The sequence below is a fragment of the Dermatophilaceae bacterium Soc4.6 genome (assembly GCA_039889245.1).
Classification (GTDB): Bacteria; Actinomycetota; Actinomycetes; order Actinomycetales; family Dermatophilaceae; genus Lapillicoccus.
Genome location: JAZGVH010000002.1, coordinates 3,760,496 through 3,787,312, shown reverse-complemented (window position 1 = coordinate 3,787,312; position 26,817 = coordinate 3,760,496). Strand labels below are relative to the sequence as shown.

Genomic DNA, 26,817 nt, shown 5'->3' with positions numbered 1-26,817 from the left:
CCCCCCTACCCCCACTCACGTCAGGCGGCACCATGCCCACCACTGTCACCGTCAACGGTGTCTCCCACACCCTCGACATCGACCCGTCGATGCCCTTGCTCTGGGCCCTGCGGGACGTCCTCGGCCTCACCGGCACCAAGTACGGATGCGGCATCGAGGTCTGCGGCGCCTGCACCGTGCTGCTCGACGGGGAGGCCGAGAAGAGCTGCGAGATCAAGGTCAAGCAGGTGAGCCGCAAGCAGGTCACCACCATCGAGGGACTGTCGCCCACCGGCGACCACCCGGTGCAGAGAGCCTGGGTCGCCGAGCAGGTGCCCCAGTGCGGCTACTGCCAGTCCGGCATGATCCTCGCCGCCGTCGAGCTGCTGAGACGCACCCCGAAACCCACCGATGCGCAGATCGACGACGCCATGCGCAACCTCTGCGTGTGCGGCACCTACCAGCGGGTACGCGCCGCCATCCACCGGGCGGCCGGACAGTGAGCACCGACACGAGCACCGACGCGACCACCGACGCGCCCACCCGGCCCCTCGACGGCGGAGCACTCTCCCGCCGGGGCTTCCTCACCGCGGTCGGCGTGGCCGGCGGTTTCGCCGTCGGGTTCGCCACCCCCGCAGCAGCCGCGGACCGGCGCGCTGTCGTCACCGCCTCGGCCCCCGCCCGCGCCTCGGTCAACGCGGTCACCTCGCTGACCCCGGTGACCACGTGGGTGCGCATCGGCGCCGACGAGTCGGTCACGATCCTCGTGGGCGCGGCCGAGATGGGTCAGGGCGTGCACACCAGCCTCGCCCAGCTGGTCGCCGAGGACCTGATGGTCGACTGGACGTCCGTGCGCGCCGAAGCCGCACCCGCCGACCGGGCCTACGCCAACCCGGCGACCGGCAGCCAGCTCACCGGCGGCAGCATGAGCATCCGGGGCTACCACAGCGCCCTGCGGCTCGCGGGCGCGGCGGCGCGCGACATGCTGCGTGCTGCTGCCGCCGCCCGCTTCGGTGTCGACATCTCGCGGTGCGTTGCCTCCGGCGGTGTCGTCTCGGTGACCGGCACCTCCTCGTCGGCCACCTACGGCCAGCTCGCGGCTGCAGCCGCCACCCAGCCCGTGCCGCAGGACCCGGCCCTGACCCCTGACGACGCGCTGCGGATCGTGGGCCACCCCGTCCCGCGGGTCGACATCCCCGACAAGGTGCGTGGGGCCGCCGTCTACGGCATCGACGTCAGGGTGCCGGGGATGCTGCACGCCACCGTGCGCCACAGCCCGATGGTGGGCGGGACGGTCAGGTCGACCGGCCCCACGCCGGCCAGGGCCCTGGCCGTCGTCGACGCCGGCGACGCGGTCGTCGTCGTCGCCCGCACCACGTGGGACGCCATGGTCGCCGCCCGCTCCCTCAAGGCCACCTGGAACGCCCCCGCCACCACGACGTCGTCGACGTCGTCGACGATCGCCGCCCAGGCCGCCACGCTGATGGCCACCGGGACGGCTCAGGTCGCCGACACCGCGGGGTCGGTGGGCGACGCCCTCGGCCGTGCGACCCGACACGTCGACGCCACCTACGACCTGCCCTACCTCGCGCACGCAGCGATGGAGCCGCTGGCGTGCACCGCGAGCGTCACCGCGAGCGGCTGCGAGCTGTGGGCCCCGACCCAGGCGCCAGGGCTCGCGGCGGCCGCGGCCGCGGCGATCTGCGGACTCACGCCCGACCGGGTGATCGTCCACTCGACCATGCTGGGCGGCGGGCTGGGCCGCAAGTTCGAGACCGACTTCATCGCCCACGCCGTGCGTGCCTCCCGGGCCGTCGGCGCCCCCGTGAAGGTGACCTGGTCCCGCGAGGAGGACTTCACCCACGACCAGTACCGCCCCATGGCCCAGATCCGCGTGCGAGCGGGCGCCGACGCCACGGGCGCGCCCACGGCGGTGTGGACACGAGTCGTCTCACCGTCCATCCTCGGCCAGCGCGGCTGGCTGCCCGCTGGTGCGGTCGACTCTCAGGCCGTCGACGGCGCCGTCGACCTCCCGTATGCCGTGCCGTCCCGGCTCGTCGAGTACGTCCGCCACCAGGCGGCGGTCCCCGTCGGCTTCTGGCGGTCGGTCGGCAACTCGCTCAACTGCTTCGCGGTGGAGTCGGCCCTCGACGAGCTCGCGCTCTCGACGGGACGCGACCCGGTCGAGCTGCGGCTGTCCCTGCTCGAGGCGCAGCCCCGGGTCGCGGCCGTGCTGCGGACCGTCGCCGACGCCTCGGGGTGGGGGACGTCGTCGCCGACCGGCACCGCACGGGGGGTCGCCCTCACCCACTCCTTCGGCACCATCGTGGCGCAGGTCGCCGAGGTGACCCAGCCCAGCCCGGGCCGCATCGCGGTGACGAGGGTCTGGTGCGCGGTCGACTGCGGCCAGGTCGTCAACCCCGACACGGTGCGCGCCCAGATGGAGGGCGGGATCGTCCACGGGCTCAGCGCCGCCCTGTGGGGACGCATCACCTTCGACAAGGGCGTGGCCTCGCCGCGGAACTTCGACGGCTACAAGATGGTCCGGATGCGTGACATGCCGCGGGTCGCGGTGACGATCGTGCCCAGCACCGAGCCCCCCGGTGGGGTCGGTGAGCCCGGCGTGCCCGCGGTGGCCCCGGCCGTCGCGAACGCCTGGGCCAGCCTGACCGGCACCCGCGTCAGGCGCCTGCCGCTGCAGTAGCACACGCAGGCCGGGACGCCCGGCACGCGGAGCACGACGAGACGCCCGACCCCCCCGGGGCCGGGCGTCTCTCGTGGCGCGTCCGCCGCCGCCTACCGGGTGATCAGCACCCGCACCACCGACTTCGAGCGCGAGCGGAGGACGAACGCGGCCAGCGGGGTCGCCACCGTGACGGTCGAGCACCCGAAGGCGACGTCGTGCCCCAGACCGACGTTGAGCAGGTCGACGCACACCCGGTGCTCCCCCGCGGTGGCGGCGACCGTCGCCGAGAAGCCGTGGTAGTGGCTGCGGCCCGGGTGGGTGCGGGCGACGTCGGGGCGGTAGGTGTTGGCGGTCGTCGTCGTGGCGACGCCGTCGACGGTCACCCGCACGCCCAGGGTGGCGTCACTCTCGCCGTCGACGCCCCAGCCCGAGGCGGAGATCGCGGTGGTGCCGGCGGCGGCGACGCGGTCGAGGTGCCCCGTCGGCACCGAGGCCGCGAGCACGGCGGCACCCGTGGTGGCCCGCCACGTCGCGACATCCATCACGCCCGTCTGCGGGAGCCTGCGGGCAGCCTGGTAGGACCGCAGCCGGGTCGTCGTGTCGCCCGTCCAGGTCGTGCCGGCGCCGAGCCCGAGCAGCTCGTTGACCGCACCGACCGGGGTGCCGGACGAGCCCGGCCCCAGCAGGGCGCCCGAGGCGGCGATCAGTCGCACGGTCAGCGACGAGGCCCCTGCGGGGACCGGGACCGCGGGGTAGCCGGGGCACGGGGTGGTACGGGCGGCGGCATACGGGGGGGCCCAGGTGAGGTCGGGCACCCGGCAGGGTCCGTAGTCGGGGACGGCCGCGCGGCCGGTCCAGTAGGAGGTGCGGCCCATCCCGCCCTCCCAGGTCAACGAGATGTGGACGTGGTCGCGGTGGCAGGCGGTGTCCCAGCTCGACTCGGGGTGCGACGCGCACGAGCTGTAGGGCCGCCACCCGTCGGTCGGGCGGTAGGCGCCCCAGATCCGGTTGTTCCAGATGAGGTACATGATCCCCAGACGGCGGGCCTCGGCGAAGGCGTTGCCCTGGGAGTCGGTGGCGAAGAGCCACGCGATGAACGCGTCGGCGCGGGCGGCGCCCTCGGGGGTGCGCACCGGGGTCATCCAGTCGACGGCCCGCCCGTCGTAGTGCTCGCTCACCGACCCGTCGGTCCCACAGGCCCGCGCGGTGCCGACGACCGTCCCCGGCCAGGTCGCGGTGAGCAGGGAGGCGAGCCGGGCGGTGCCCGGCTTGGTCGCGGCGTCGCAGGAGGCGTCGGCGACGTAGCCGCCCATGGCCTCGATGGTGGCCGTCGCCGCCGGCCCGGGGGGCGGCACCGCCGCCGCCACCGCCGCCGATGCGGCGCGCGCGGGCAGGGCAGCCTGGGGCGCCAGCAGCACGGCCGCGAGGGCAGCCACGAGGGCGGCGGCGAGCGGCGTACGACGTCGCGACGGGCGCAGCTCGCTCGTCTCGCTGGGGGGGCCCGCGTGGGGTCGGGCCGTGGGGATCAGGGGCATGGGGGGCCTTCGGGCAGGACGACGCGACGTCGTCGTCGGTGGGGGCTCGTTGCCCCATCATGCCCGATATAAGCTATTTGTCGCTCATCCGGATGGGCAGGAGACTGCCACCGCACGGGGCGGGATACTGGCGCCATGACCACCGTCGACGCCCTCGAGCTCGGTTTCGACCCCCGCGACCCCGCGTTCGTCGCCGACCCTTACCCGGTCTTCGCCCGGCTGCGGGCCGCGGGCCGCGTGGTGCCGGATGCCGCCTCGGGGCTGCTCCTGCTCTCTCACCACGCCGACGTCCACGCGGCCCTGCGGCACCGCGGCCTCGGGCGGGTCGAGCACGGGCACGCGCCCGGTGCCGCCCGTGGGCAGCCTGCGCCGCACCCCCGGTGGGAGCAGTCCGAGCGCTGGTCGCTGCTCAACCTCGAGCCGCCCGACCACACCCGCATCCGGCGGCTCGTGAGCAGTGTCTTCACCGCGCGGGCCGTGGCCGCTCTCCGCCCCCTGGTCGAGGAGCTGGCCGATCGGCACCTGTCCCGCGCCGTGAGGCTCGCCGCGACGACCGGCGGGGTTTTCGACCTCGTCGCCGACTACGCCCAGCCGTTCTCCATCGACGTCATCTGCCAGTGGCTGGGCGTGCCCGCTGAGGACGGCCCCCTCCTCCTGCGCTGGTCGCACGCGATCGTCAAGATGTACGAGCTTCATGCCGGACCGCTCGATCGCGAGCGTGCTGAGCGGGCCGCCGACGAGTTCATCGAGCACGTGGAGCGCCTCATCGAGGCCCGCCGCGGCGAGCCGCGCGACGACGTCGTCAGCGCCCTGCTGGCGGCCGCCGACTCGGGTGAGCACCTGACCAGCGACGAGATCGTCTCGACGGTGATCGTGCTGCTCAACGCGGGCCACGAGGCCACGGTCAACACCCTCGGCAACGGCATGCGCACCGCCCTGGCGCACCCCGACCAGTGGGCCAGGGTCCGCTCCGGCGAGGTCAGCCCGCTCACGGCGGTGGAGGAGCTCGTGCGCCACGACGCCCCGCTCCAGCTCTTCGAGCGGTGGGTGCGCGACGAGGTGGTCGAGCTCGCCGGGCACACGTTCGTGCGCGGGCAGCGCCTCGGCCTGCTCTTCGGGTCGGCCAACCGCGACCCCGCCCGCTTCGAGGCGCCCGACCGCTTCGACATCGGTCGGGGCGACGCGGGGCACATCGGCTTCGGCGGTGGGGTGCACTTCTGCATCGGCGCCCCGCTGGCCCGCCTCGAGCTCGAGGCGTCGGTGGCGGGCCTGGCCCGGCTCGGTGAGGCCCTGCGCCCGGCGGGCGATGCGGCCTACCGCCCGTTCTTCGTCATCCGTGGGCTGCAGGGCCTGCCCCTGCGGGTGGACTGACCCGGGGAGGTCAGCCGATGGCCTCCGCGATGGGTACGTCGCCGGTGTTGAAGTCGATGGTGGTGCGGCGCAGCGTCGGCAGGGCCAGCACCCGCGCGGCGACGGCGGCGACGTCGTCGCGGCTGACCGAGCTGGCCGAGACGCCTTCTCCCGTCTCGATGCTGCCGGTGCCCGGGTCGTCGGTCAGGCTGCTGGGGCCGAGGATGACCCAGTCGAGGTCACTGCGACGCACGGCGTCATCGGCCTCGGACTTCGCTTCGGCATAGGCGTGGAAGTCGCTCTCCGGGGGCACGCCGTGGTCGGGCTTGGCGTAGAAGTAGGACACCATCACGAAGCGCCTGACCCCGGCCGCCACGGCCGCGTCGACGGCCCTCGTGGCGGCGTCCCGGTCGACCGCGAAGGTGCGCTCGGCGCTGCCACCCCCGGCTCCCGCCGTCCAGACGACGGCGTCGGCGCCGGCCAGCGCAGTGGTCATGTCGTCGAGGCTCATGGCCTCGAGATCGGCGCGGCGAGGCGTAGCCCCGGCAGCCTCGACGTCGGCGTCGTGGTCGGGGTTGCGCACCCAGGAGGTGACCGTGTCGCCACGCGTCGAGAGCAGCCTCGCCAGCCGCAGGGCGACCTTGCCGTGTCCACCGATGATCGTGATCTCAGCCATGCACCCACGGTAGGGGGCAGGTGGTGCTGCACCGAAACGGTGATCCTCGCGAGATCAGTCGTATACCCGACTAAAAGGTACGACTCAGTCACGTTCAGCGGTGGCCCACGCCCACCGGGGGTCGAAGGTCGGGCGTGCGTGCAAGGGCCAAGAAGGTCGTCGCGGCCCTCGCGCCGCTGTCCGGTGGTCGACGGCGCCACGGGCTCGGTGCGCACCGACCTCGTCGTCAGCCAGGACGCGACGACGGCAAGGTCTGTGCTCGACGTGACCAGGGTGACCGTCGGCTGGGCCCCGTCACCGACCCCGGTCGCCGCCCCGCTGCGCGGCGACGTGGTCGTGCGACTCGGCCGTGGCCCGGTCTCGACCCTGCAGATGGCCGCGCTGCGCCGTCACGCGTATGCCGTCACCGTGCGCACCTCGACCCTCCTGACGGTCGTGAGCCCGTCCGGGGCGTCGTCCACCATCACCCTCGGTGAGGAGCTGTCGGCCAGGAAGCAGATGGGTTTCTCTTTCGCGCAGGACGGCTCGGGCCTTGCATCAGCCGACCTTCATCCTCGACGGCGACGCCTCCTGGGTGCGCACGGTCAGCGACGTCACGCAGATCGTCATCACCTCGTAGCGATGCCCAGCCGTCGGGCCACCTCGTCACCCCCGACCGCCCGGACGACCGCGGGGTCGCCGACGACGACCAGCTGGTCGGTCGCCCGCGACATCCCGACGTAGAGCTTCTCGCGCAGCCGCTCGGTGTCGGCGCCCGAGTTGACGCACAGCACCACGACCCGACGCTCGAGCCCCTTGCAGCCGAGCACGTGACCGTAGAAGACGTCGTCGTCCTCCCAGAAGAGCCGCCAGTAGCCGACCTGGCCCAGGCTCTCCTGCCGCTCCCCCTGCACCGGGTGGCGCGACCCCGTCGTCAGCAGCGCGACGTCGCGGGGGCGCCACTGCTCCAGCAGCAGCTCGACCTGCTCGTCGGCCGCGTCGAGCGCCCCGTCGCGGTCGGATGCGACGAACTGCACCTCGTCACCGTCGCCACCGCGCAGTCGCATCCTCATGGGGGCGAGGGGCGAGAAGGCCTGCGCGATCTGGCGGGTGTTGCGCAAATTGTGGTCGAGCACGAGGGGCACGAGGGGCACCGGCGGTCGGCCGTAGCGGGGGAAGATGCGCTGGTTCTCGTCGGAGTAGACGTAGAGCCCACCCACCTCCTCGTCCCGTAGGGCGGCCATCACGGGTCGCCACCACAGGTCGGCGAAGTCCTGGGCCTCGTCGACCACGACCGCGTCGAAGCGCTGGGCCTCGGGCAGGGCGCGCGCCAGCTCCTCCATCCGCGCCGGGAGCTCGTGCTCCCAGAAGTCGCTCGTCCCGTCGCGGCCGGGCACGTCGGTCAGTCCCCACGATGCGGCCAGCTCCTCGAAGGAGCCGACGAATGCCGGTCGGTGGCGGCGCGGCACGCCTTCCATGCACCGCTTGAGGTACTGCGACAGACCGAGCGAGTAGCACAGCAGGGCCGTGCGCTGGGGCGCCCGACCGTCGCGCCCGCGGGTGAGGTCCTTAGCCTGGGTCACCGCGAGCACCGTCTTGCCGCTGCCCGCGCCGCCGCGCACCTCGACCCGGGTCAGCAGCCGGGTCGCGCCCAGCAGGGCTGCCTGCTCGAGCGTCAGCCGGTCGGCACGGTCGGCGAGCTCGTCCGACTCGGCCAGCTTGTCGTGGTCGGGGCGCATCCTGCCCTGCAGGATCTCGAGCACCAGCTCGACGTCGTCCGCGTCGAGGACCCGGTTGGCCGTCTCCTGCTGCGCCGGCACCGCCAGCAGCCGGTCGGCCAGGTGGTCGAGGTCGCCCCGGCCCGAGACCATCCAACGGGGGCAGGCCAGGAGGGTGAAGCCGGGGTCGAGGTCGGTGTAGGGGCACACGACCGCGTGCGCCCACCGCACCCGGCTGCGCGACGACTCGCGCCAGCGCGGGTCCCGCTCGACGTGCGCCCGCAGGGCGTACTTGAGGTCGCGGGCCTGCCCGACGGGGTCGCTCGGCACCTCACGACCAGCCCGGCGCACCCACCACCGTCCCTCGTCGTCGACCTTGACCGAGCCTCCTTTCACCTCGATGACGATGATGCCGAAGCCGGGGGCGAGCACCACGAGGTCGGCCTCGTAGTCCTTCTTCGCGTCGGTGAGCCGCAGGTTCGACAGCAGGACGCAGTCGGCCGGCAGCTGGGCCCGCACCCGCTCCCACACCTCCCGCTCAGACCCGGTCTCGAAGTGCGGCTCCTGCGGCCGACAACGCACCACCACGAGGACTCCCCCCACTACCGCGGGCCGTGCGCCCGTCCGTCACCGCATCGTGGCACGGGGGTGAGACACGGTGGTGGAGATCGACGGCTCCGGGGTCGGGAGTCAGCCCGGCAGCCAGTGCAGCAACGCCGCCGTCACCAGCGGGTGGCTGAAGTAGGAGCCGTGGTCGACGCCCTCGCTCGCGACGAGCACGAGCGGGTCGGCGACGGGGAATATCGCCGCCCCCGGCACGGGCCCGGTCTCCGTCGGCGATCAGGTCGTCTACTCCTTGTCCACCGGCCAGGCGTCGCCGGTCGCCCGCTGGCAGCTGGGCTGGGACGAGGGGCAACCTCGACGTGTTCGTCGTAGTCACCGACCACACAGCCACCACCGCAGACCCGGCGCGACCCGAGGCGGCGTGGAAGGGCGACAGGGCGAGCTTCAAGATCGGGCGCTGGCTCGAGCAGGTGTCCACCACGGTCCTCGAGAGCGGCGACAGCCACGTCATCGTCGCTCCGCTGCCCGGCGACCGTGCCGTGCTCGCCCGCAACGTGCCGCGCGGTGGCTCCCTGGTGGCCGGTCCACCCCTGACCGGGGTCGACTACCGCGCCGTGGCCCGACCCGACGGCTACACGGTGGAGGCGTCGTTCCCGTGGGCGAGCCTGGGTCTGGGCACCCCCCGTGCGGGCAGCATGCTCGCCCTCAACCTCGACGTCAGCGACGCCGTGGCCTCAGGACCCCAGCGCGGACAGCTGGCGCCGCTGGTCTCGACCAACCCCCGCCGCACGAGCAACGACGCGGCAGGCCGGGGCCGGTGGGGAGAGCTCACGCTGTCGGAGTGACCGCGCGGCTGACGGCAGTCAGCTGGTGATGCCGAGGTGTCGGTCGAGGTTGCCGGCAAAGCGGTTACCGGTCTGGAGCATGACGGTGCGCATGACCCCCTCGACGGCCCGCGCCGACAAGCGAGGCAGGGGCAGCTCCACGGTCAGCACGATCGTGATGGCCAGGTGGGTGCCGTCCGCGTGATCGGCCAGCACGTAGGACCCGGTTGCACCCGCCCGCTCGTGCGTCCCGGCGGGGGGCTCGTGGTGGTAGTCGATGCGCCTCGACGGGTCGAACCGCATGCGCTCGGTGAACGACGGGTCGACCGTCACGCCCAGCACGCTGAGGCTGGCCAGCCTCCAGCGCCACAGGTCGCCCTGCGTCTCGATCGACTGGATCAACGGTGTGAGACGGGGGAGGACCTCGGGGTCGGTGATCGCGGCCCAGATCTCGTCCTTCGGGGCCTTGACCACGGCGGTCGACTCGTTGGTCGCGGTGAAGCTGGCCACAGGGCGCATCCTTGTCGATCGGGGCGGGCCGCGCAGCGGCTGCCACCCGAGACACCCCAGGAGCGACCACCCCGCGTCGTCCACGGAGGCTACTGCGACCCGCGTCCCCGTGCTCGGGCAGGTCGGGGCGACCCCTGTGGATGACGAACGGTGGGTGGAGTCACCGGTGCCTAGGCTGGCTCCATGAGGGATGCAGAGGGAGGCGGGCTGACCTTCGCCGTGGTGGTCGAGCAGCTCGGAGAGGCGGCGCGGGGGGTCCGGTCCGTGACCCAGGTGGCGCAGGCGGGCGCGGTCGAGGGGCTCCCCCAGGCGGTGTCACTGGGCCACGACCGCCTGACCCAGGTGCTCATCGACTTCTGCGGCCGGTGGGACCGCGGGCTCTCCCTGCTGGTCGGTGACAGCACGGCCATGGCCGACACGCTCGAGGAGACTGCCGCCGACTACCGACGGCGGGAGGAGGAGATGCAGACCCGCTACCGCGGCGCCCCCGCCCGGTGAGGCGGGGCGCCCTCCCGGCCGGTCAGAGCCTGGTCTGGTTGGCCTGCAGCTGGGCGTTGTAGGTCTGGAGCGTCGCGAGGTCCCACTTGGTGTAGCCGACCGGGAGCTCGATCGACAGCGCCCCGACCTTCACGGCCGAGCTGAGCGCCTGCTTCCAGTCGTTGATCTTCACGTTGGTCGCGGTCTGGATGTAGATGGGAGCCTTGAGGCTGGTCATCATGGCGTAGAGGGCGTTGTAGGAGGCGCCGCGGGCGCCGCCCTTCATCGAGTTGTTTCCCAGGACGCAGCGCTGCCCCAGCTGCTGGATGCAGTAGGTCGCGATCTCCTTGGGCACCACCACGCTGGAGCTGGCGCTGGCCGCAGTCTTGTCGTTGGCGCCGGTCGAGCTGATCGACTGGTAGGGATTGAAGGCCATCGCCATGTTGGTGGTCTTCCAGTCGGCCTTGACGATGTCGATCGTCTTGCGCAGGCACTGCTCGTTCGATGCGTCGGTGTAGCCCTTGCCCTTGGCCTGGGTCGTGTTGCTGGTGACGTTGAACTGCCGGATGAACGGCTCGGCGAAGTTGGTGGTGCACAGACCGACCACGACCTCGCGCACCTCGGGCACCGGGTCGTACCTCGCCGCGAGCTTGGCGTCGAAGGTCGCGAAGAGCTGCTGGAACGCCGCCCCCCAGAAGACGGGGACGGTGTAGGACTTCGGGCCACCGTTGCCCTCTGACCCCTGCCACGGCAGGCTGCCCCCCTGCTTCAGCACCCAGCCCGGGGAGTTGTAGCCCGCGTAGACCCGCATCCGCACGGGCAGGTTGTGCTCCTTGGCGAAGGCGACCTGCTGATCGATCTTCGTCGTGACGAAGTCACCCGGACCGTTGGGCTGCACGTCCTTCCACAGCACCTGGATCACGAAGCCCTTGACGAGCGGCTTACCGTCGTGGGACAGCAGGTCGGTCGAGGGCGGGCCCTTGCGGTCCATCAACCCGACGATCCACGGCTTGGCGGTGCCGGGCGCGGCAGTGGCACCGCCGGTCGCCGACGACGCGGAGGGCGTAGGCGTCGGCTGAGACGGCGAGCCGGTGCACCCGGCGACGACAAGGGCCGTCAGGGCAGTGGCGGCAGCGAGGACGCCGAGGCGACGCCGGGGGGTGGTCGGGGTTTTCACGTGCTCACCACACTCCCTCCATGATCGAGACCGGTACGGCGCACCTGTGCCGCACCTGTGACTGCGGGCAGGGTGGTCACCGCCGGAGCGCCCGGGCGGCGTCGGGAGTGCAGGGGACGCCGCCGCGGGGCTCCGGCTCGCTTACGCCACGCGGCGCTGGGGCGCGGTCTCCCTGGTCTTGCCCGGGTCCTTCTCCACGATGTCGCCGAGCACGTCGTCGATCTTGCTCATCAGCTCCGGCTCGAGCGTGACCCCGGCGGCCTTGACGTTCTCGCCGACCTGCTCGGGGCGAGAGGCCCCCACGAGAGCGGCAGCGACGTTGGGATTCTGCAGGACCCACGCGACGGCGAGCTGGGCCATGGTCAGGCCGGCCTCGTCGGCGATCGGCTTGAGGCCCTGCACGCGGGTGAGCACGTCGTCGTTCATGAAGCGCTTGATCATGTCGGCGCCGCCCTTCTCGTCGGCGGCGCGCGAGCCCTCCGGAGCCTTCTGCCCGGGAAGATACTTCCCGGTCAGCACTCCCTGGGCGATCGGTGACCAGACGATCTGGCTGACCCCCAGCTCGTCACACGTGGGGACGACCTCGTCCTCGATGACCCGCCAGAGCATGGAGTACTGCGGCTGGCTCGAGATGAGCTGGAAGCCCAGCTGCCTGGCCAGTGCGACACCGTCACGGATCTGCTCGGCGGTCCACTCGCTGACGCCGATGTAGAGCGCCTTGCCCTGACGCACGATGTCGGCGAAGGCCTGCATCGTCTCCTCGAGCGGGGTCTCGGTGTCGAAGCGGTGCGCCTGGTAGAGGTCGACGTAGTCGGTCTGCAGCCGCTCGAGCGAGCCGTTGATCGACTCCATGATGTGCTTGCGTGACAGGCCGGTGTCGTTCTTTCCGGCCGGGCCGGTGGGCCAGTAGACCTTGGTGAAGATCTCGAGGCTCTCGCGCCGCTCGCCCTTCAGCGCCTCGCCGAGCACCGTCTCCGCCTTCGTGTTGGCGTAGACGTCTGCGGTGTCGTAGGTGCTGATGCCCGCGTCGAGCGCAGCGCGGACGCACTGGGTCGCGACGTCGTTCTCCACCTGGGACCCATGGGTCAGCCAGTTGCCGTAGGTGATCTCCGAGATCTTGAGCCCGCTGTTGCCGAGGTATCTAAACTCCATACCTGCACCGTATGCCGCGACGAGGCCGACGTCACATCCGCCACCGTTGTGTCCGCGCCGAGGAGGCCTCTACCCCTCCTCGACGCGGACGTAGGCGCGGCCGGGTCGCCTAGCCGAGCGAGATCTCGACCCCACCCGAGAACGCCGAGTCGTGCAGTTCGAGCTTGGCGAGCTTGGTGCCCTGGGGAACATCGAAGTACACATTGCCCTTCACGCTGTTGCCTGGGTTGATCTCCTGGTATAGCAGCTTCGAGTCGTCCGCGTAGATGCCCGCCTCAGAGTCAGCTGAGAACTTGTGGTCGGCACCGTCGAAGGCGACCTGCGCGTTGGCAAAGATACTCTGCGCCTCGTCACCGATATTCTTCACGGTCATTGAGACAGCACAGAACTGGCCCTGCGCGGCCTTGTTCAGGTACTGGTTCCCCACCTTGGCGATCCCGCACTTGATCCCTGTGACGACGAACTCGAATTTTCCGTCGCGGACCGGCGATCCGATCTTGGGGGCGTCCTTCGTCTCCTCAACCGAAGGCGCAACAGGGGCCGCCTTTGACCCTCCCGACGTTGCCTTGGCGGTTGATGTCTTAGACGCCGCGGCCGGAGTGGCTGGGGATTCGTTCTTTCCCCCGATCTGGCTGAATGCCCCAATCAGAATTATCGCACCGACCGGTATCAAGACGCGCTTCTTCGCGTACCACTTGCGAGAGCGGACCTCGGAGGGTAATAGGGGCACCGGGCCCACCGCCGCCATGGGCGCCATAGGCGCGTTCCCCACTGAGCCCGGGGCGAGGTGCTCAGTCCACTGCCGACCGTCCCAGTACCGTTGCTGACCGTCCGGCTGTGGGTACCAGCCGGGTGCGGCGTTCTGGGGATTTGATGGGGTGTTGGTCACGCGTTGTCTCCGTCGTCTCATGGTTTCGGGGGACACCCTTGCGCCTGCGCCCCCCCGCTGGCTTGACCTTCAGAAGAGGTCAGGTGCTGCAACCCTATTCGAGCGTTCAGCTTTTGGTCAGGATTCACTCAGATTCGGGAGGACGACCCAGCGGACCCCAGCCGCTTCCTCCCGCGACGAGCAGCGCAGGGGTTCGCCTGGTCGCGTCAGGCCGGGCTGGCGTCGTAGGGAGAAGCCCGGCTTCCCGACTGGCAGCGGCCTCCACCCAGCAAGGCGAGTCTCCGCAGGTCACCCGATCCCCCGTCGGTGCGTCCGGTGTTGGTCGGAGCCATGAGCTGCGTTCGCGGTGCTGACGCCGTGCACCTGGCGACGCCCCTCGCCTCGGGTCACACGACGGGAAGTTCGCGTCGCGGGACCAACGCCAGCGCGACGCTGTCGCCGGGTCGGCCCGTCTGACCCCGGTCTCGATCGGCTGAGAGGGCTACGACGCCTGGGGCGGGGCCCCACGCTGCACGAAGTCCTGCTGCCGGATGAAGACGAGGCTGACGACTCCGCACACGAAGGCGATCACCGCGCCGATCAAGATGATGTGGTTGAGCGAGTCGACGACTGCCGTCGTCCCGACAGCCTGCACGAGGTCGTGCGCCTGGGCCCCGAGTGACGCTCCGCCCTGGGCCGTCGCTGCTGACCGCGCTCCCTCGGCCGCGGCCTGCACCTGACCGCCGGAGAGCGCCGCGGTCAGCCCGTCGAGGGCCTGCGCCGGCACCTTGCCCTCCAGCGCGGGTCGGGCGCTGTCGGCGACCTGATGGCTGAAGATCGAGCCCAGCGCCGCGATGCCGGTGGCGATACCCACCTGCCGGAAGGTCGAGTTGACTCCGCTCGCCATGCCCGAGCGCTCCACCGTCACCACCCCGACCGCGGTGGAGGCGAGCGGCGGGTTGATCAGGCCGATCGCGAGGCCGCACACGACGAGCCCGGGGATCAGGTGGGTCCATGACGAGTCCTCCCGGATGCCGAGCAGCAGCACGAGCCCCACGCCCAGCAGCAGGAAGCCGGGGCCGATCAGCCACCGCACCGGCACCCGCTCGGTGAGGCGACCGGCGACGGCCGCGGTGAAGAAGGAGGCCACGGAGAGGAAGAGCAGGCGCACGCCGGCGCCGACGGCGGAGTAGCCGAGCACGTTCTGCACGTAGATCACGAGGTAGGCCAGCAGCGAGAAGATCGAGGCGGAGATGCCGAAGGACGCCACCAGCCCGGCGTCGAAGGTCGGCTTGCGCAGCAGTGACAGGTCGAACATCGGCTGCGCCTGCCGGGCCTGGCTGACGACGAAGACGGCGAGCAGTACGGCGGCCACGACGAAGAGCACGACGACCTGCTGGTCACCCCAGCTGCGCTGACCCGCCTGGATGAGGCCGACGACCAAGGCACCGAGGGCCACCGAGAAGGTGACGAACCCGATCCAGTCGGGCCGTCCGGCGCGCGGGTCCTTCGACTCCTCCACCCGGCCCGTGGTGACGACCAGGGCGACCAGGCAGATGGGGATGTTGACAAAGAAGATCCAGCGCCAGGACAGGCCACTGGTCAGCACCCCGCCCAGCACCGGGCCGATCGCGACCGCGATCCCCGTGGTGGCACCGAAGACCGCGAACGCCGTCCCCCGGTCCCTCCCACGGAAGGCGCTGGCCAGCAGCGCGAGGCCGGTGGCGAACATCGCTGCCCCGCCGATCCCCTGGAAGGCCCGCGCCATCTGCAGCTGGAAGACGCTCTGCGCCGCACCGCATGCGATCGAGCCCACCGTGAAGACCACCAGGCCGATGGCGAAGACCCGCCTGCGGCCGTAGAGGTCGGCGAGCGACCCGGCCGTCAGCAGCAGCGCGGCGAGGCTGAGGGCGTAGGCGTCGATGACCCACTGCAGGTCGGAGAGTGACGCCTTCAGCTCGCTCTGGATGTCGGGGAGGGCGACGTTGACGATCGTGACGTCGAGCAGCAGCATGAAGATGCCGGTGCAGACGGCCACGAGGGTCCACCACTTGGGATCGCGGTGGCTCGTGGTCGACTCCGGAGCGTCGGTGGAGGTCTGGTCGGTGGTCACGGCTGCTACCCATCGGTTGATCGCGCACACAAGAGTTCGAGGTCGAAGTGACCGGTTACAACGATGACACAGGCCACCGACAGGCGCAGGCGTGGTTAGCTGCCAGGCATGGCGTCGCGCGACCGGGGGATGATCGAGGGGCTCTACGAGAGCCTCGTGACCCGCGAGCTGCTGACCCGCCTCTCGGGCCGGGCCGACCTCGAGCCGGCCTGGGGTGACGTCGACGACGCCGACCAGCCCGAGGTGCTCGCCCGCCACGTGCGCGACGTCGTCCGCCGCGCCCTCACCACCAGCAGGCGCGCGGACGCGCGCCTCGAGCTGGTCAACCGCGTGCTCGCGGTGGTCGACTCCGACGACGAGACGGTCGTACGGGCCAGCCAGCTGCTGTCGGCGGCGCTCCCTGCGAGACCGGGGCACGCGGCCTACGACACGCGACGGCCGGCCACCCCCCTGTCGGACGCGTCGCTGCTGACCAACGCCGCGGGTGAGCCGGGAGTCGGCGCCGAGATCCGTGCCGAGCTGCCGAGCGCCGACTCCGTCGACGCGATCATCGCCTTCGTCAAGTGGCACGGCCTGCGGGTCATCGAGCCGGAGCTGCGGCTGCTGGCCGCGCGGGGGGTGCCGCTGCGCATCATCACCACGACCTACATGGGAGCGACCGAGCGGGTCGCCCTCGACCGGCTCGTGCGCGAGCTGGGGGCGAGCGTCAAGATCCAGTACGACTCGCAGCGCACCCGGCTGCACGCGAAGGCGTGGCTCTTCCGTCGCGACACCGGCTTCGACACGGCGTACGTCGGGTCGTCGAACCTGTCGCGCGCCGCGATGCTCGACGGGGTCGAGTGGAACGTGAGGCTGTCGGCGATCGCGACACCGTCGATCCTGGCGAAGTTCAGCGCGACCTTCGACAGCTACTGGGCCGACCCCACCTTCGAGACCTATCACCCGGACCGTGACCGTGACCGGCTCGACGACGCGCTGGCGCACACCGCCGCGGACAAGCCCCTGACCCTGTCGGGGCTGCAGGTGCGTCCCTACCCCTACCAGGCCGAGATGCTCGAGCAGCTCGACGTGGAGCGGGTCGTGCACGACCGGCACCGCAACCTCGTCGTCGCCGCGACCGGCACGGGCAAGACCGTCGTCGCGGCGCTCGACTACCGCGACCTGTGCGAGCGAGCCGGGCGCCGGCTGCCGCTGCTCTTCGTGGCCCACCGCAAGGAGATCCTCACGCAGTCGAGGCGCACCTACCAAGAGGTGCTCGGCGACGCAGGCTTCGGTGAGCTCTACGTCGACGGCGCGCGACCCGAGCGCTGGGAGCACGTCTTCGCGTCGGTGCAGTCGCTGTCGGCCTACGGGCTGGGCTCCATCCCCGCCGACGCCTTCGACGTCGTGGTCATCGACGAGTTCCACCACGCGCAGGCCGGCACCTACCGCGGCCTCCTCGAGCACCTGCGTCCCACCGAGCTGCTGGGTCTGACTGCCACCCCCGAGCGGGGTGACGGCATCGACGTGCGCGACCTCTTCGGGGGGCACGTCGCGGTCGAGCTGCGCTTGTGGGACGCACTCAAGGCCGACCTGCTCACACCGTTCCACTACTTCGCCGTTGCCGACGGCACCGACCTGCGCCGGGTCGACTGGTCGTCGGGGTCCTACGACGCCACCGGGCTGTCGCAGGTCTACACGGGCAACGACGTGCGCGCGCGCATCGTGCTGACGGCGTTGCGCGACAAGGTTGCCGACCTCGAGTCGATGAGGGCTCTCTGCTTCTGCGTCTCGGTCGAGCATGCGCAGTTCATGGCGGATCGCTTCACCACGAGCGGGATTCGCTCCGCGACGATCACGGGCCACACCCCGTCGGCCGAGAGGGAACGACACGTAGATAATCTGCGGTCTGGTCGGCTGCAGGCCATCATGGCCGTCGACGTCTTCAACGAGGGCATCGACGTGCCGTCGATCGCCACGGTGCTCTTCCTGCGGCCGACCGAGAGCTCGACCATCTTCCTGCAGCAGCTCGGTCGCGGGCTGCGACGGGCGCAGGGCAAGGCCGTGCTGACGGCGCTCGACTTCGTCGGCCACCACCGACAGGAGTTCCGCTTCGACCGCCGCTTCCGCGCGATGACGGGCAGCACCCGCAAGCAGCTCGAGCGCGACGTGCAGCACGGCTTTCCCTTCCTGCCGGCGGGGACCCAGATCGTGCTCGACCGCACGAGCCAGGACCTCGTGCTGGCCAACATCCGATCGCAGGTCACGACCCGGTGGGCAGGCATCCTGGCCGAGCTGAGGGCGCACCCCACCACCGATCTCGGGCGGTTCCTCGACGAGTCGGGGGTCGACCTCGCCGACGTCGTGCGCGACGGCCGGTCGTGGACCCGGCTCCGGCGTGAGGCCGGGGTCGTCGTGCCTGAAGGCGGAGGGCGAGAAGCCCTGCTGCTGCGACGAGTTCGCGCTCTCGCTCACGTCGACGACCCCGGCCGGGCGGCCGCCTACCTGACCTGGCTCGACGACGACGCCCCGTCGTACGACGACGCACCCGCGGCACTCCAGGCCTACGGCCGGATGCTGCTCTTCTCGCTCTGGCCCGACGGTGGCGGCTTCACCTCGTATGCCGCGGGCCTGGCCGCGCTGCGCGACGAGCAAGCGGTGCGGCAGGACCTTGCGGCGGTGATCCGGCTCGGGATCGGCGGGGCGCAGCGACTGACCACCCTCCTGCAGGGTGCGCTGGCGGAGCGACCGCTGCGCGTGCACGGGCGCTACACGCGCGAGGAGATCGTGGCGGCGCTCGGCTACGTCAGCCTCGAGGGACGCAAGGCCAACAGCGTGCGCGAGGGCGTCATGTACTCCCCCGAGGCGGCCGCCGACGCCTTCTTCGTGACGCTCCACAAGTCGGAGGCCGACTACTCGCCGACGACGATGTACCACGACTACGCGCTGAGCCGTGAGCTCTTCCACTGGGAGTCGCAGTCGGGCACGACGCTGGCGTCGCCGACGGGGCAGCGCTACCTGCACCATGACGAGCAGGGCTCGCACGTGCTGCTCTTCGCCCGCCCGAGCAAGGTCACCGAGCTCGGTGGCGGCGCGCCCTACCTCTTCCTCGGGGAAGCCAGCTACGCCAGTCACCGCGGTGAGCGGCCCATCGCCATCACGTGGCGGCTCCATACGCCCATGCCCGTCATGGACTTCGAGGTCGCCAAGGTCGTCGCCTGACGCACCGGGACGACTGACGATGGCACGATGAGCTGGTGCGCGAGCTGCTCATCGCCAGGAACCCCGACCCCGAGTCGTCGCTGGGCTTCCTGATGCGCCTGCCCCTCGGTGACGGGATGGTCTTCCGCACCTCGGGCACCTGGCCGCGCGAGAAGGCGCTCTACTGCCACCCCGTCCACCTGCGGGAGTGGCCCGACGAGCCTGAAGTCGTCGAGCGGATCGCCGTGCGCTCGTGCGAGCGGCGGGGTGCCGCCATCGACCTGGTGGTCGACCGCGGGCGCGAGCACCGCTCTCAGATCGTCTACACGACGGCCCGTGGTCGGCAGATGGTGTTCTGGCAGTCACCGAAGACACGCAAGCAGTCGAAGCCACGGGTGACCCTGCCGACCGCACGCGCGGCCGGCCTCGCCGACCTGCAGATCGTGGTCGACAGCCACGAGCAGTACCCGTATCGCTTCCCGGGACAGCAGGTGAGCACGGAGCGGGGCCCGTTGCGCTGTGGTGACTACGGGCTCGTCGTCGACGGCGAGCTCGTGGGCTCGGTGGAGCGCAAGTCGGTGACCGACCTGGTCTCGACCATCTCGGGCGGACGCATGGGTTTCGCCATGGGCGAGCTGGCCTCACTTCCCCGGGCGGCCGTGGTCGTCGAGGAGCGCTACTCGGCCCTGCTCACCCAGACCTGGATGCGGGCGGCGACGGCGGCCGACGCGGTCGCCGAGCTGCAGGTGCGCTACCCCAACGTGCCGATCGTGTTCTGCGACAACAGGAAGCTCGCCGAGGAGTGGACCTTCCGCTTCCTCGGCGCGGTGCGGGTCTGGTGGGAGACCGAGCAGGTCCTCGTCCACGCTGTCGGTGGCACCGAGCCGACCCTGCTCACTCAGCCGCGTCGGGTAGCGTCTTCGGGGGACGGTGAGCCGACGACCGCGCAGGTGCGCGCATGGGCCCGCGGCACCGGGGTCGAGGTGCCCGCGCGCGGGCGGCTGCGGCCCGAGGTGTGGGCCGCCTGGCGGGCGGCCAACCCGCCCACCTCCTGACCGCCCAGCCGCTGATGCGCGCGCTGGCGCTCGATGCGTACTTGCTGTCCCTCGTGGACAGCTCAGGACCGTTCAGGCCGCTGACGCCGCTTTGCCGCAGACGACGTAGGCGCTCACCCCGACAGGGCCGTCCGAGCCGTTGTTCTGGTAGGAGCGCCAGCCCGTGCCGAGCGGTCCTGTCGAGTTGAGGTTGACCTTGACCGAGTGCGACCCCGAGAAGTGGCCACCGCCGAAGGGCACGGTGCCGGCGGGACAGGTGGCCGTCGACGAAGCCTGGGTCGAGGGGTTGTGCAGGGTGGTCGTGCCGGCCACGATGAGGTACTTGCCCGGCTTCTTGCCACAGACGATATAGGCCGTCACTGTCGTGTCGCTTGCGGTCGCGTTGTTCGCGTCGACGCGCCACCCGGTGGATGTGGGGATGCTGCTGTTGAGGTTTGCCGCCGTGGAGCTGGAGCCCACGATTCCGCCGCCGCCGAGAGCCACCGTGCCGATGGGGCAGGTCACCGACGCGGCCGTCTGGACGCCCGCCGCGCTGAGGATCGCGGCGCCGGGGACGACCGTGTAGAGAACGATGCCCGCAGCGCAGTTGGCGAAGACGACGAAGGTGCCATTGGTCGAACCGGCGTTGTTGACCCAGACGCGCCAGCTCTTGCCGTCGACCGCCGGAGCCGAGCTGTTGATGCTCTCGCTCAGGGAAGAGCCGGCGACGACCGCGCCGCCACCGATCACCTTCGTGCCCGGGGGGCAGGCGACGCTGGCGAAGCTCTCCTGGCCGGCTGCATCGGTGAAGGAGGCCGACGAGACCTTGGTGTAGGCGGTGACGAGCGCGTGCACCGTCGACGGCGTCTTGGCCGTCGCAGGCGGTGCTGGCGCGGTCAGCGCCGGGAGGCCCTTGCCGAGGGAGCCGGGGTTGGTGGCAGCGGAGGCACTGGGCACCACGGCCAGGCCAGCCACGAGGGTCGCGGTGGCGAGCAGGCCGGTAGCGGCGAGAGTGCGACGGCGGGACGAGATGGTGATGGGGTGCTCCGATCAGGGGCGTGGCGCGACGTGGCACCGGTGGGTGTCACGGCAGAGGAGCCCACAGGGAGCCCCCTGATACATCGCCGTCGAGACCCATACGACCTCGCTCCTCTGCGTCAGTCGGCCGGCATCCCGGGCGTCAGCCCGCTGCCGCCGACTCGAGATCGAGGTCGACCAGGAGCTCGTCGGCCAGCCGCTCGAGCTCGCTGCGCACCTGCTCGACGTCGACGTCGAGCGAGACCGACAGCCGGGCTCTCGCCTCGAAGAGCACCCCACCGGCCATCGGCGCGTCGCGCACCTGCGTCTCGAGCTCGTCGATGCTGACCCCTGCGCGAGCCAGCGCACCAGACACCTCGGCGACGATGCCGGGCCGGTCGGAGCCGATCAGGTGGAGCAGCCACACGCGCTGGGCGCGGGTCTCCTCGTCGGTCCGGGCCACGGTGACCTGCAGACCCTCGGCCGCGAGAGCGGTCAGGTCGCGCTCGAGGTCGGCGACCCGGTCGTCGGGCACGCTCACCTGCACGATGCCGGCGAACTTGCCCGCCAGCCGGGCCAGCTGACTGCGGTGCCAGCTGCCTCCGTGGCTCTCCACCGGGGCAGAGACCGCCCGCACGAGTCCGGGTCGGTCGTCTCCGATGACGGTCAGCACGAGGCCACGCGGACAGGCTACCCGCCGTCGCGCGCCCTGGGCGCCCGGCGCGAAGCTGGCCCCCCCTGTGGATAACGTCGGGGACCACTGCCGCGACTTCGGTTGACTTGCCCCATGACCACAGGGGTGATCACCGGCACCGACGAGCAGATCCTGGCCACCGGCGGCGGCCCCGAGGCCCTCGTGCCCGGCTATCCCTGGCAAGCCCACCAGCTCGCCCACACGCTCACCACGTATGCCACCACCCTCACCGACACCGCCCACACCCTCGCCCGCGTCGAGATCACCGGCTGGACCGGTCAGGCCTCCGACGCCGCACACACCCGCCTCGGGCAGGAACCCACCCGCTGGGCCACCGCCGCCGCCGCCTTCGACACCGCCGCCAACGCCCTGACGCGGTACGCCGACGCCTTCACCCCCGCCCGACGCCTCGCCGCCGAGGCGGCCGCGCTCTACGACGCCTACCTCCACACCTGCCACCTCATCGCCTCGACCCTGAGCGGCAGCCCGGTGCCCACCGAGACCGAGACCACCACCAGCATCGGCCAACGGATCAGCCTGCTCCAGACCGCCGACCGCGACCCCACCACGCAGAGTGCCGCCTGGGACGCCGAGCACCTGCGCCGCGCCGCGATCGAGACCCTTACCCGCGCCCGCACCATCCTCCAGGTCGCCGGCGACGACGCCGCCGACGCCCTCGTCCGAGCACTCAGCAACGCCCCGCACGCCCGCACCTTCTGGCAGGCCACGATTCGACCCCCCGGCGCCGAAGGCGCCGCTCACGCCGGCCTCGACGCCTTCTCCCTCATCCCCGGCTGGGCGGGCGCCACCGCCACCCTCCTCAACGCCAGCTGGCTCTACACCGAGGGACGACACACCGACGCCGGCACCACCCTCGCCGCCGGCATGGTCCCCTTCGTCGGCAAAGGCCTCAAAGAAGGCCTGGCCACCCGAGACGTGCTGCCCACGGCGGCACCAGCAGTGGTGGGTCGCATCGCCGAGGCGAGCGCCACACGGATCGCCGACGGACACGCATGGGCCAAGCACGTGATCGACAAGGGCGAGTTTCCCGAGATCACGACACGGCAGCAGTTCGCCGACCTCGTTCAGGACGTGATGCTCACCGGTGAGGCCCGCCCGAGCACGGCCTACCCCGGAAAGACCTACTACTGGAAGGACGACACCTTCGTGGTCATCGACCCCAAGAATCCCGACGGGGGCACCGCCTTCAGACCCACGCAGGGTCGCGAGTACTTCGACGACCAGGAGTAGGTTCCATCAGTGCGCACCATCGACCTCACCCTCATCGTCCCTGGGCCGGGTTGGCTGAGCCTACGCAGCTGCGTGACCGAAGCCTTGGAGATCGTCGACCCGGGGGCGTTCTTCGATCGGGTCGGCTTCCCCCGCGACAGGGCGTTTGCCCTCCGGTCAGCGTTGCGCACGCAGTCGCTGTCCACTCGATCGCTGTCCGACGACGACCTCGCCCTAGCCATCGCCTGCATCGACCTGGCCTGCGAGCTCGTCGACGACGTGGAGTTCGAGACCCGGGTCGGCATCGACAAGCCTGCCGCACGCCGGCTGGCCGCGACCCTTCATACGGCCGCAGCACGCTGACCCCGAAGGTCCAACTACCCGCGCGACCCTCGCCTGACGTCTGCAAACCCTCCGGCCCACTTGACGCAGCGTCGAGTCAGTCCTGGGTGCGCGCCGGGTCCAGGAGCTGCGCGAGGTGGAGTGACGGCCGGTCGCGCAGGTCGGCGACCTGGGTGCGGCAGGAGAAGCCGTCGGCCAGCACGACCGCCGACGCGTCCGCGTCCAGCGCGGGCAGCAGCTGCTGCTGTGCGACGGCGACGGACACCTCGTAGTGCCCTTGCTCGACCCCGAAGTTGCCGGCCAGACCGCAGCACCCGGACAGCCGTCGGACAGCGACCCCCGTGCGACGCAGCAGCGCCTCGTCGGCAGCCCAGCCCAGCACCGCGTGGTGGTGGCAGTGGGGCTGGGCGATGACGCTCGTCCCCGCCAGCTGCGGGGGCTCCCAGCCCTCGGTCTGGGTCAGCAGCTCGGCGAGGGTGCGGGTCGCGTCGGCCACGAGCCGGGCGTCGGCCTCCAGGGGCGTGCCGGCGAAGAGCTCGACCGCGTCGGAGCGCAGCACCGCGGTGCACGAAGGCTCGATCCCCACGATCGACATCCCCTGTCGCACATGGGCAGCCAGCTCTCGCACGGTCTTTCCCAGGATACGACGTGCACCGTCGAGCTGACCCGTGGTGATCCACGTGAGCCCGCAGCAGAGCGACGAGCCGGGCAGCCTCGGCGCGTAGCCGGCACCCTCCAGCACCCTCACTGTCGCCGCGGCGACCTCGGGGTCGAAGGCATCGCTGAAGCTGTCGGCGAAGAGGACGACCGGCACCCCCCCGCTGTCGCTGCTCTGCCAGGCGGAATGGAAGGGAGTGGCCGCGAACGCCGGCACCGAGCGCCGGTGGTCGACCCCGGCCCCCGCCTTGGCCAACCGGCCCAGCCCAGGAGCCCGCAGCGACGCGTTGGCGACGGCGGCGAGGCCCGGCACGCGCCCCACGAGTCGCGCCCAGCGCGGCAGCCACCCGAGGGCGTAGTGCGACCGCGGCCGCAGCCGGCGCCGGTAGGTCTGGTTCAGCACCTCCGCCTTGTAGGTCGCCATGTCGACGCCGGTGGGGCAGTCGGAGGCGCAGCCCTTGCACGACAGGCACAGGTCGAGGGCGTCGTGCACGGCGTCGTCGCGCCACGACAGGTCGCCGCGCACGACGTCCTGCAGCACCCGTGCACGCCCGCGGGTCGAGTCCTTCTCCTCCCGCGTTGCGAGGTAGGACGGGCACATGACCCCGTTGGAGCCGGCGTTGTCGGCGCGGCACTTGCCGACGCCGGTGCACCGGTGCACGGCCTGAGCCAGGTCGCCCCCGTCGTGCGGGTAGGCGAAGCCGAGTGCACGAGCACCGTTGCTGCGCAATGGCTTCACACCGTCGAGGCGCACATGGGCGTCGACCGCGTCCGGGTCGACCAGCACCCCCGGGTTGAGCAGGTGGTCGGGGTCGAACGCCCGCTTGACGGCCCCGAAGAGCGCGATCGCGTCCGGGGAGTACATCCTCGGGAGCAGCTCACTGCGGGCCCGTCCGTCGCCGTGCTCCCCCGACAGCGAGCCGCCGTAGCGGCCGACCAGGTCGGCCGCGTCGGTGAGGAACGCGCGCAGCACCTTCGTCCCGTCGGGCCGGTCGAGGGGGTAGTCGAGCCGCACGTGTAGGCACCCGTCGCCGAAGTGCCCGTAGGGCGCCGAGGTCATGTCGTAGGACGAGACCAGCGCGTCGAAGTCGGCGAGGTAGGCGCCCAGCATCTCGGGTGGCACCGCGGCGTCCTCCCACCCGGGCCACGCGGGCCGGCCGGACGGGGCGCGCCCGGCGAGACCGGCACCGTCCTCGCGGATACGCCACAACCGCGCCTGCGTCGCAGGGTCCTCGACCACGAGGGACTCGATCCCGAGCCCGGCACCGGCCAGCCGCTGGGCCCGGTCGAGCAGCTCGCCACGCTCGTTGCCCGCCATCTCGACGAAGAGCCACGCCTCCCCGCGGGGCAGCGGCGGGACGGCACCTGCGCCGCGCTGCGCGAGCAGCACGTTGACCAGCCGGCGGTCGAGCCCCTCGCAGGACGTCGGCCCGTGCGCGACGACCGCGGGCGCGGCCTCGCCGGCGGCGACGATGGTCGGGAAGCCGATCGCGACGACGACGCGGAGCGGCGGGTCGGTCACGAGCCGCACCGTCACCTCGGTGAGCACGCCGAGGGTGCCCTCCGACCCGACGAGCGCCTTGGTCAGGTCGAAACGCTCGGGCAGCAGGTGGTGCGAGGCGTAGCCCGAGACCTGACGACCGAAGCGGCCGAGCTCGGTGCGGGCCGTGGCAAGGTAGGGAGCCACCGCCTCGCGGGCGGCGACCACGACGCCGTCGGCGCCGCGCGCGAAGGGCACACCGGCGGCGTCGTAGCCGGTGTGCAGGGTCTGTCCTGCGGCGGTCAGCAGCCGCAGGCCGGCGACGTTGTCGTCGGTGCGGCCGTAGGCGAGGGAGTGCGACCCGCAGGCGTTGTTGCCGACCATTCCGCCGATCGTGCACCGCGGGTGGGTCGAGGGGTCAGGACCGAAGCGCAGGCCGTGCTGCATGGCCTGCTTCTGCAGGACGGCGTGGACCACGCCCGGCTGCACGACCGCCGTGCGCGCCCCCGGGTCGAGGGACAGCACCCGGCCGAGGTGTCGGGAGAAGTCGACCACGATGCCCGGGCCGACCGCGTTGCCTGCCACGGAGGTGCCGGCGCCACGCGACGTCAGCGGCGTGCCCGTCTCCCGCGCGACCGCGAGGGTGGCCACTACCTCGTCGATGTCACGCGGGCGCACGACGACCAGCGGAGGGATGCGGTAGAGCGAGGCGTCGGTGGAGTACATCGCGCGCGTCCCGGCGTCGTCGTGTGCCTCGAGCCCGTGGGCCCGCAGGGCTGCGACGACGTCTGCGGAGGCGCTCGCCCCGGGACGCAGCGTGGGGGTGGCGAGGTCCGTCATGAGTAACATGTTACTCATGACCAGTGACTCCGTCCGTCTCGGCCTCCAGCTGCCGGCGCAGGCGCCGTCCCTGGCCGACGGGGTCGCCGCAGCGGTCCGAGACGGGGTGGCCCGCGGGCTGCTCGTCCCGGGCACCACCTACTCCGTCTACCGTCTCGCCGAGGAGCTGGGCGTCTCGCGGAGTCCCGCTCGCGAGGCCCTCGTGCGCCTCGGCGACGCCGGCCTGGTCACCATCGTGCGCAACCGCGGCTTCCACGTCGTGCGACCCACGGCGCACGACGTGGAGGAGATCTTCGAGGTCCGCCTCGCGCTCGAGCCCGCCGCCGCCCGCCGGCTCTGCGAGCGCGCCCACGACGACGCGGTGGCCGCCGTCGGCGCGGCATACGACGACCTCGCCGCTGCCGCTGCGTGTGGCGACGAGCCAGCCTTCTGGCGCGCTGATCGCGCGGTGCACGACCTCATCCTGCGGGGGGCCGGCAACGCGCGCGCCGCGGTCATCGTCGAGCAGCTGCGCGCCGCCATCGTCCTGCTCAGCGCGCCGACCACCACGACCGGGCGGTCGCTGCGCGAGGTCGGCGCGGAGCACGAGCCGGTCGTGCGGGCGGTCCTGGCCCGCGACGGAGCCGCCGCCGAGTCCGCGATGCGCGAGCACCTGACGCGCACCGGCGAGCTGCTTGCGGCGGCGGCCGGCTGACACCCGCACCGCCCGGTGGACGTCCTCGACCACTGGCCGAC

The 26,817-nt window shown here is 71.8% G+C and carries 23 protein-coding genes; 11 read left to right on the top strand and 12 right to left on the bottom strand.

What is annotated here, in order from left to right; all coding sequences use genetic code 11:
- Nucleotides 1-32: 32 nt before the first annotated feature.
- Nucleotides 33-482: a (2Fe-2S)-binding protein gene (locus V3N99_17790; GenBank protein MEO3938587.1), complete on the top strand. Its 450-nt coding sequence runs from the start codon at nt 33-35 to the stop codon at nt 480-482.
- Nucleotides 479-2,683 (top strand): molybdopterin cofactor-binding domain-containing protein, encoded by a 2,205-nt coding sequence (locus tag V3N99_17785; GenBank protein ID MEO3938586.1) that lies wholly within the window; start codon nt 479-481, stop codon nt 2,681-2,683. Before V3N99_17790 ends, V3N99_17785 begins: the two co-directional genes overlap by 4 nt.
- 92 nt (nt 2,684-2,775) lie before the next feature.
- Here V3N99_17785 and V3N99_17780 read toward each other — a convergent pair whose 3' ends face one another.
- Complete coding sequence (locus V3N99_17780) at nt 2,776-4,200, bottom strand: hypothetical protein (protein MEO3938585.1); 1,425 nt, start codon at nt 4,198-4,200, stop codon at nt 2,776-2,778.
- A gap of 135 nt (nt 4,201-4,335) precedes the next feature.
- Here V3N99_17780 and V3N99_17775 point away from each other — a divergent pair, with 135 nt between their 5' ends.
- Nucleotides 4,336-5,571 carry a cytochrome P450 gene (locus tag V3N99_17775; GenBank protein MEO3938584.1) on the top strand — a complete coding sequence of 412 codons (1,236 nt, stop codon included), beginning with the start codon at nt 4,336-4,338 and terminating at the stop codon, nt 5,569-5,571.
- Nucleotides 5,572-5,581: 10 nt separating this feature from the next.
- Here V3N99_17775 and V3N99_17770 read toward each other — a convergent pair whose 3' ends face one another.
- Complete coding sequence (locus V3N99_17770; GenBank protein ID MEO3938583.1) at nt 5,582-6,226, bottom strand: NAD(P)H-binding protein; 645 nt, start codon at nt 6,224-6,226, stop codon at nt 5,582-5,584.
- Nucleotides 6,227-6,409: 183 nt separating this feature from the next.
- On the opposite strand from V3N99_17770, the gene V3N99_17765 reads away from it, so the two are divergent.
- The gene (locus V3N99_17765) at nt 6,410-6,949 is read left to right on the top strand and encodes a hypothetical protein (protein MEO3938582.1); all 540 of its coding nucleotides are present in this window, start codon (nt 6,410-6,412) and stop codon (nt 6,947-6,949) included.
- On the opposite strand, the gene V3N99_17760 is transcribed toward V3N99_17765, so the two are convergent.
- Together V3N99_17760 and V3N99_17755 are read right to left on the bottom strand one after the other, a co-directional pair.
- The gene (locus V3N99_17760) at nt 6,835-8,511 is read right to left on the bottom strand and encodes an NERD domain-containing protein (GenBank protein ID MEO3938581.1); all 1,677 of its coding nucleotides are present in this window, start codon (nt 8,509-8,511) and stop codon (nt 6,835-6,837) included. The two genes, V3N99_17765 and V3N99_17760, sit on opposite strands and share 115 nt — an antisense overlap.
- 102 nt (nt 8,512-8,613) lie before the next feature.
- Nucleotides 8,614-8,742 (bottom strand): hypothetical protein, encoded by a 129-nt coding sequence (locus V3N99_17755; protein ID MEO3938580.1) that lies wholly within the window; start codon nt 8,740-8,742, stop codon nt 8,614-8,616.
- Between the two features lie 104 nt (nt 8,743-8,846).
- Here V3N99_17755 and V3N99_17750 point away from each other — a divergent pair, with 104 nt between their 5' ends.
- On the top strand, nt 8,847-9,332 hold the full coding sequence (locus tag V3N99_17750) for a sugar-binding protein (protein MEO3938579.1): 486 nt from the start codon (nt 8,847-8,849) through the stop codon (nt 9,330-9,332).
- Nucleotides 9,333-9,350: 18 nt separating this feature from the next.
- On the opposite strand, the gene V3N99_17745 is transcribed toward V3N99_17750, so the two are convergent.
- Nucleotides 9,351-9,821 (bottom strand): SRPBCC family protein, encoded by a 471-nt coding sequence (locus tag V3N99_17745; GenBank protein MEO3938578.1) that lies wholly within the window; start codon nt 9,819-9,821, stop codon nt 9,351-9,353.
- Nucleotides 9,822-10,004: 183 nt separating this feature from the next.
- Here V3N99_17745 and V3N99_17740 point away from each other — a divergent pair, with 183 nt between their 5' ends.
- Nucleotides 10,005-10,319 (top strand): hypothetical protein, encoded by a 315-nt coding sequence (locus V3N99_17740; protein ID MEO3938577.1) that lies wholly within the window; start codon nt 10,005-10,007, stop codon nt 10,317-10,319.
- A gap of 22 nt (nt 10,320-10,341) precedes the next feature.
- Here the strand turns inward: V3N99_17740 and V3N99_17735 are convergent, their stop codons facing one another.
- From V3N99_17735 to V3N99_17720, 4 genes are all read right to left on the bottom strand, one after another.
- Nucleotides 10,342-11,475, bottom strand: coding sequence for a hypothetical protein (locus V3N99_17735; GenBank protein MEO3938576.1), 1,134 nt, complete (start codon nt 11,473-11,475; stop codon nt 10,342-10,344).
- Nucleotides 11,476-11,616: 141 nt separating this feature from the next.
- Nucleotides 11,617-12,627 carry an aldo/keto reductase family protein gene (locus V3N99_17730; GenBank protein ID MEO3938575.1) on the bottom strand — a complete coding sequence of 337 codons (1,011 nt, stop codon included), beginning with the start codon at nt 12,625-12,627 and terminating at the stop codon, nt 11,617-11,619.
- 109 nt (nt 12,628-12,736) lie between these two features.
- Nucleotides 12,737-13,516: a DUF4352 domain-containing protein gene (locus V3N99_17725; protein ID MEO3938574.1), complete on the bottom strand. Its 780-nt coding sequence runs from the start codon at nt 13,514-13,516 to the stop codon at nt 12,737-12,739.
- A 481-nt stretch (nt 13,517-13,997) separates the two neighbouring features.
- Complete coding sequence (locus V3N99_17720; GenBank protein ID MEO3938573.1) at nt 13,998-15,608, bottom strand: MFS transporter; 1,611 nt, start codon at nt 15,606-15,608, stop codon at nt 13,998-14,000.
- A 129-nt stretch (nt 15,609-15,737) separates the two neighbouring features.
- On the opposite strand from V3N99_17720, the gene V3N99_17715 reads away from it, so the two are divergent.
- Together V3N99_17715 and V3N99_17710 are read left to right on the top strand one after the other, a co-directional pair.
- The gene (locus tag V3N99_17715) at nt 15,738-18,809 is read left to right on the top strand and encodes a DUF3427 domain-containing protein (GenBank protein ID MEO3938572.1); all 3,072 of its coding nucleotides are present in this window, start codon (nt 15,738-15,740) and stop codon (nt 18,807-18,809) included.
- A gap of 35 nt (nt 18,810-18,844) precedes the next feature.
- Complete coding sequence (locus V3N99_17710; protein MEO3938571.1) at nt 18,845-19,843, top strand: ERCC4 domain-containing protein; 999 nt, start codon at nt 18,845-18,847, stop codon at nt 19,841-19,843.
- Between the two features lie 72 nt (nt 19,844-19,915).
- On the opposite strand, the gene V3N99_17705 is transcribed toward V3N99_17710, so the two are convergent.
- Both V3N99_17705 and V3N99_17700 read right to left on the bottom strand, forming a co-directional pair.
- Nucleotides 19,916-20,797, bottom strand: a complete 882-nt coding sequence (locus V3N99_17705) for a hypothetical protein (protein ID MEO3938570.1) — start codon at nt 20,795-20,797, stop codon at nt 19,916-19,918.
- 205 nt (nt 20,798-21,002) lie between these two features.
- The gene (locus V3N99_17700; GenBank protein ID MEO3938569.1) at nt 21,003-21,512 is read right to left on the bottom strand and encodes an ACT domain-containing protein; all 510 of its coding nucleotides are present in this window, start codon (nt 21,510-21,512) and stop codon (nt 21,003-21,005) included.
- A gap of 114 nt (nt 21,513-21,626) precedes the next feature.
- Between V3N99_17700 and V3N99_17695 the strand changes: the two genes are divergently transcribed.
- Nucleotides 21,627-22,784: a hypothetical protein gene (locus tag V3N99_17695; protein ID MEO3938568.1), complete on the top strand. Its 1,158-nt coding sequence runs from the start codon at nt 21,627-21,629 to the stop codon at nt 22,782-22,784.
- A gap of 9 nt (nt 22,785-22,793) precedes the next feature.
- The gene (locus V3N99_17690) at nt 22,794-23,126 is read left to right on the top strand and encodes a hypothetical protein (protein ID MEO3938567.1); all 333 of its coding nucleotides are present in this window, start codon (nt 22,794-22,796) and stop codon (nt 23,124-23,126) included.
- Nucleotides 23,127-23,202: 76 nt separating this feature from the next.
- Here the strand turns inward: V3N99_17690 and V3N99_17685 are convergent, their stop codons facing one another.
- Nucleotides 23,203-26,082, bottom strand: coding sequence for an FAD-binding and (Fe-S)-binding domain-containing protein (locus V3N99_17685; GenBank protein ID MEO3938566.1), 2,880 nt, complete (start codon nt 26,080-26,082; stop codon nt 23,203-23,205).
- Nucleotides 26,083-26,098: 16 nt separating this feature from the next.
- Here V3N99_17685 and V3N99_17680 point away from each other — a divergent pair, with 16 nt between their 5' ends.
- Nucleotides 26,099-26,776: a GntR family transcriptional regulator gene (locus V3N99_17680; protein ID MEO3938565.1), complete on the top strand. Its 678-nt coding sequence runs from the start codon at nt 26,099-26,101 to the stop codon at nt 26,774-26,776.
- Nucleotides 26,777-26,817: the final 41 nt, after the last annotated feature.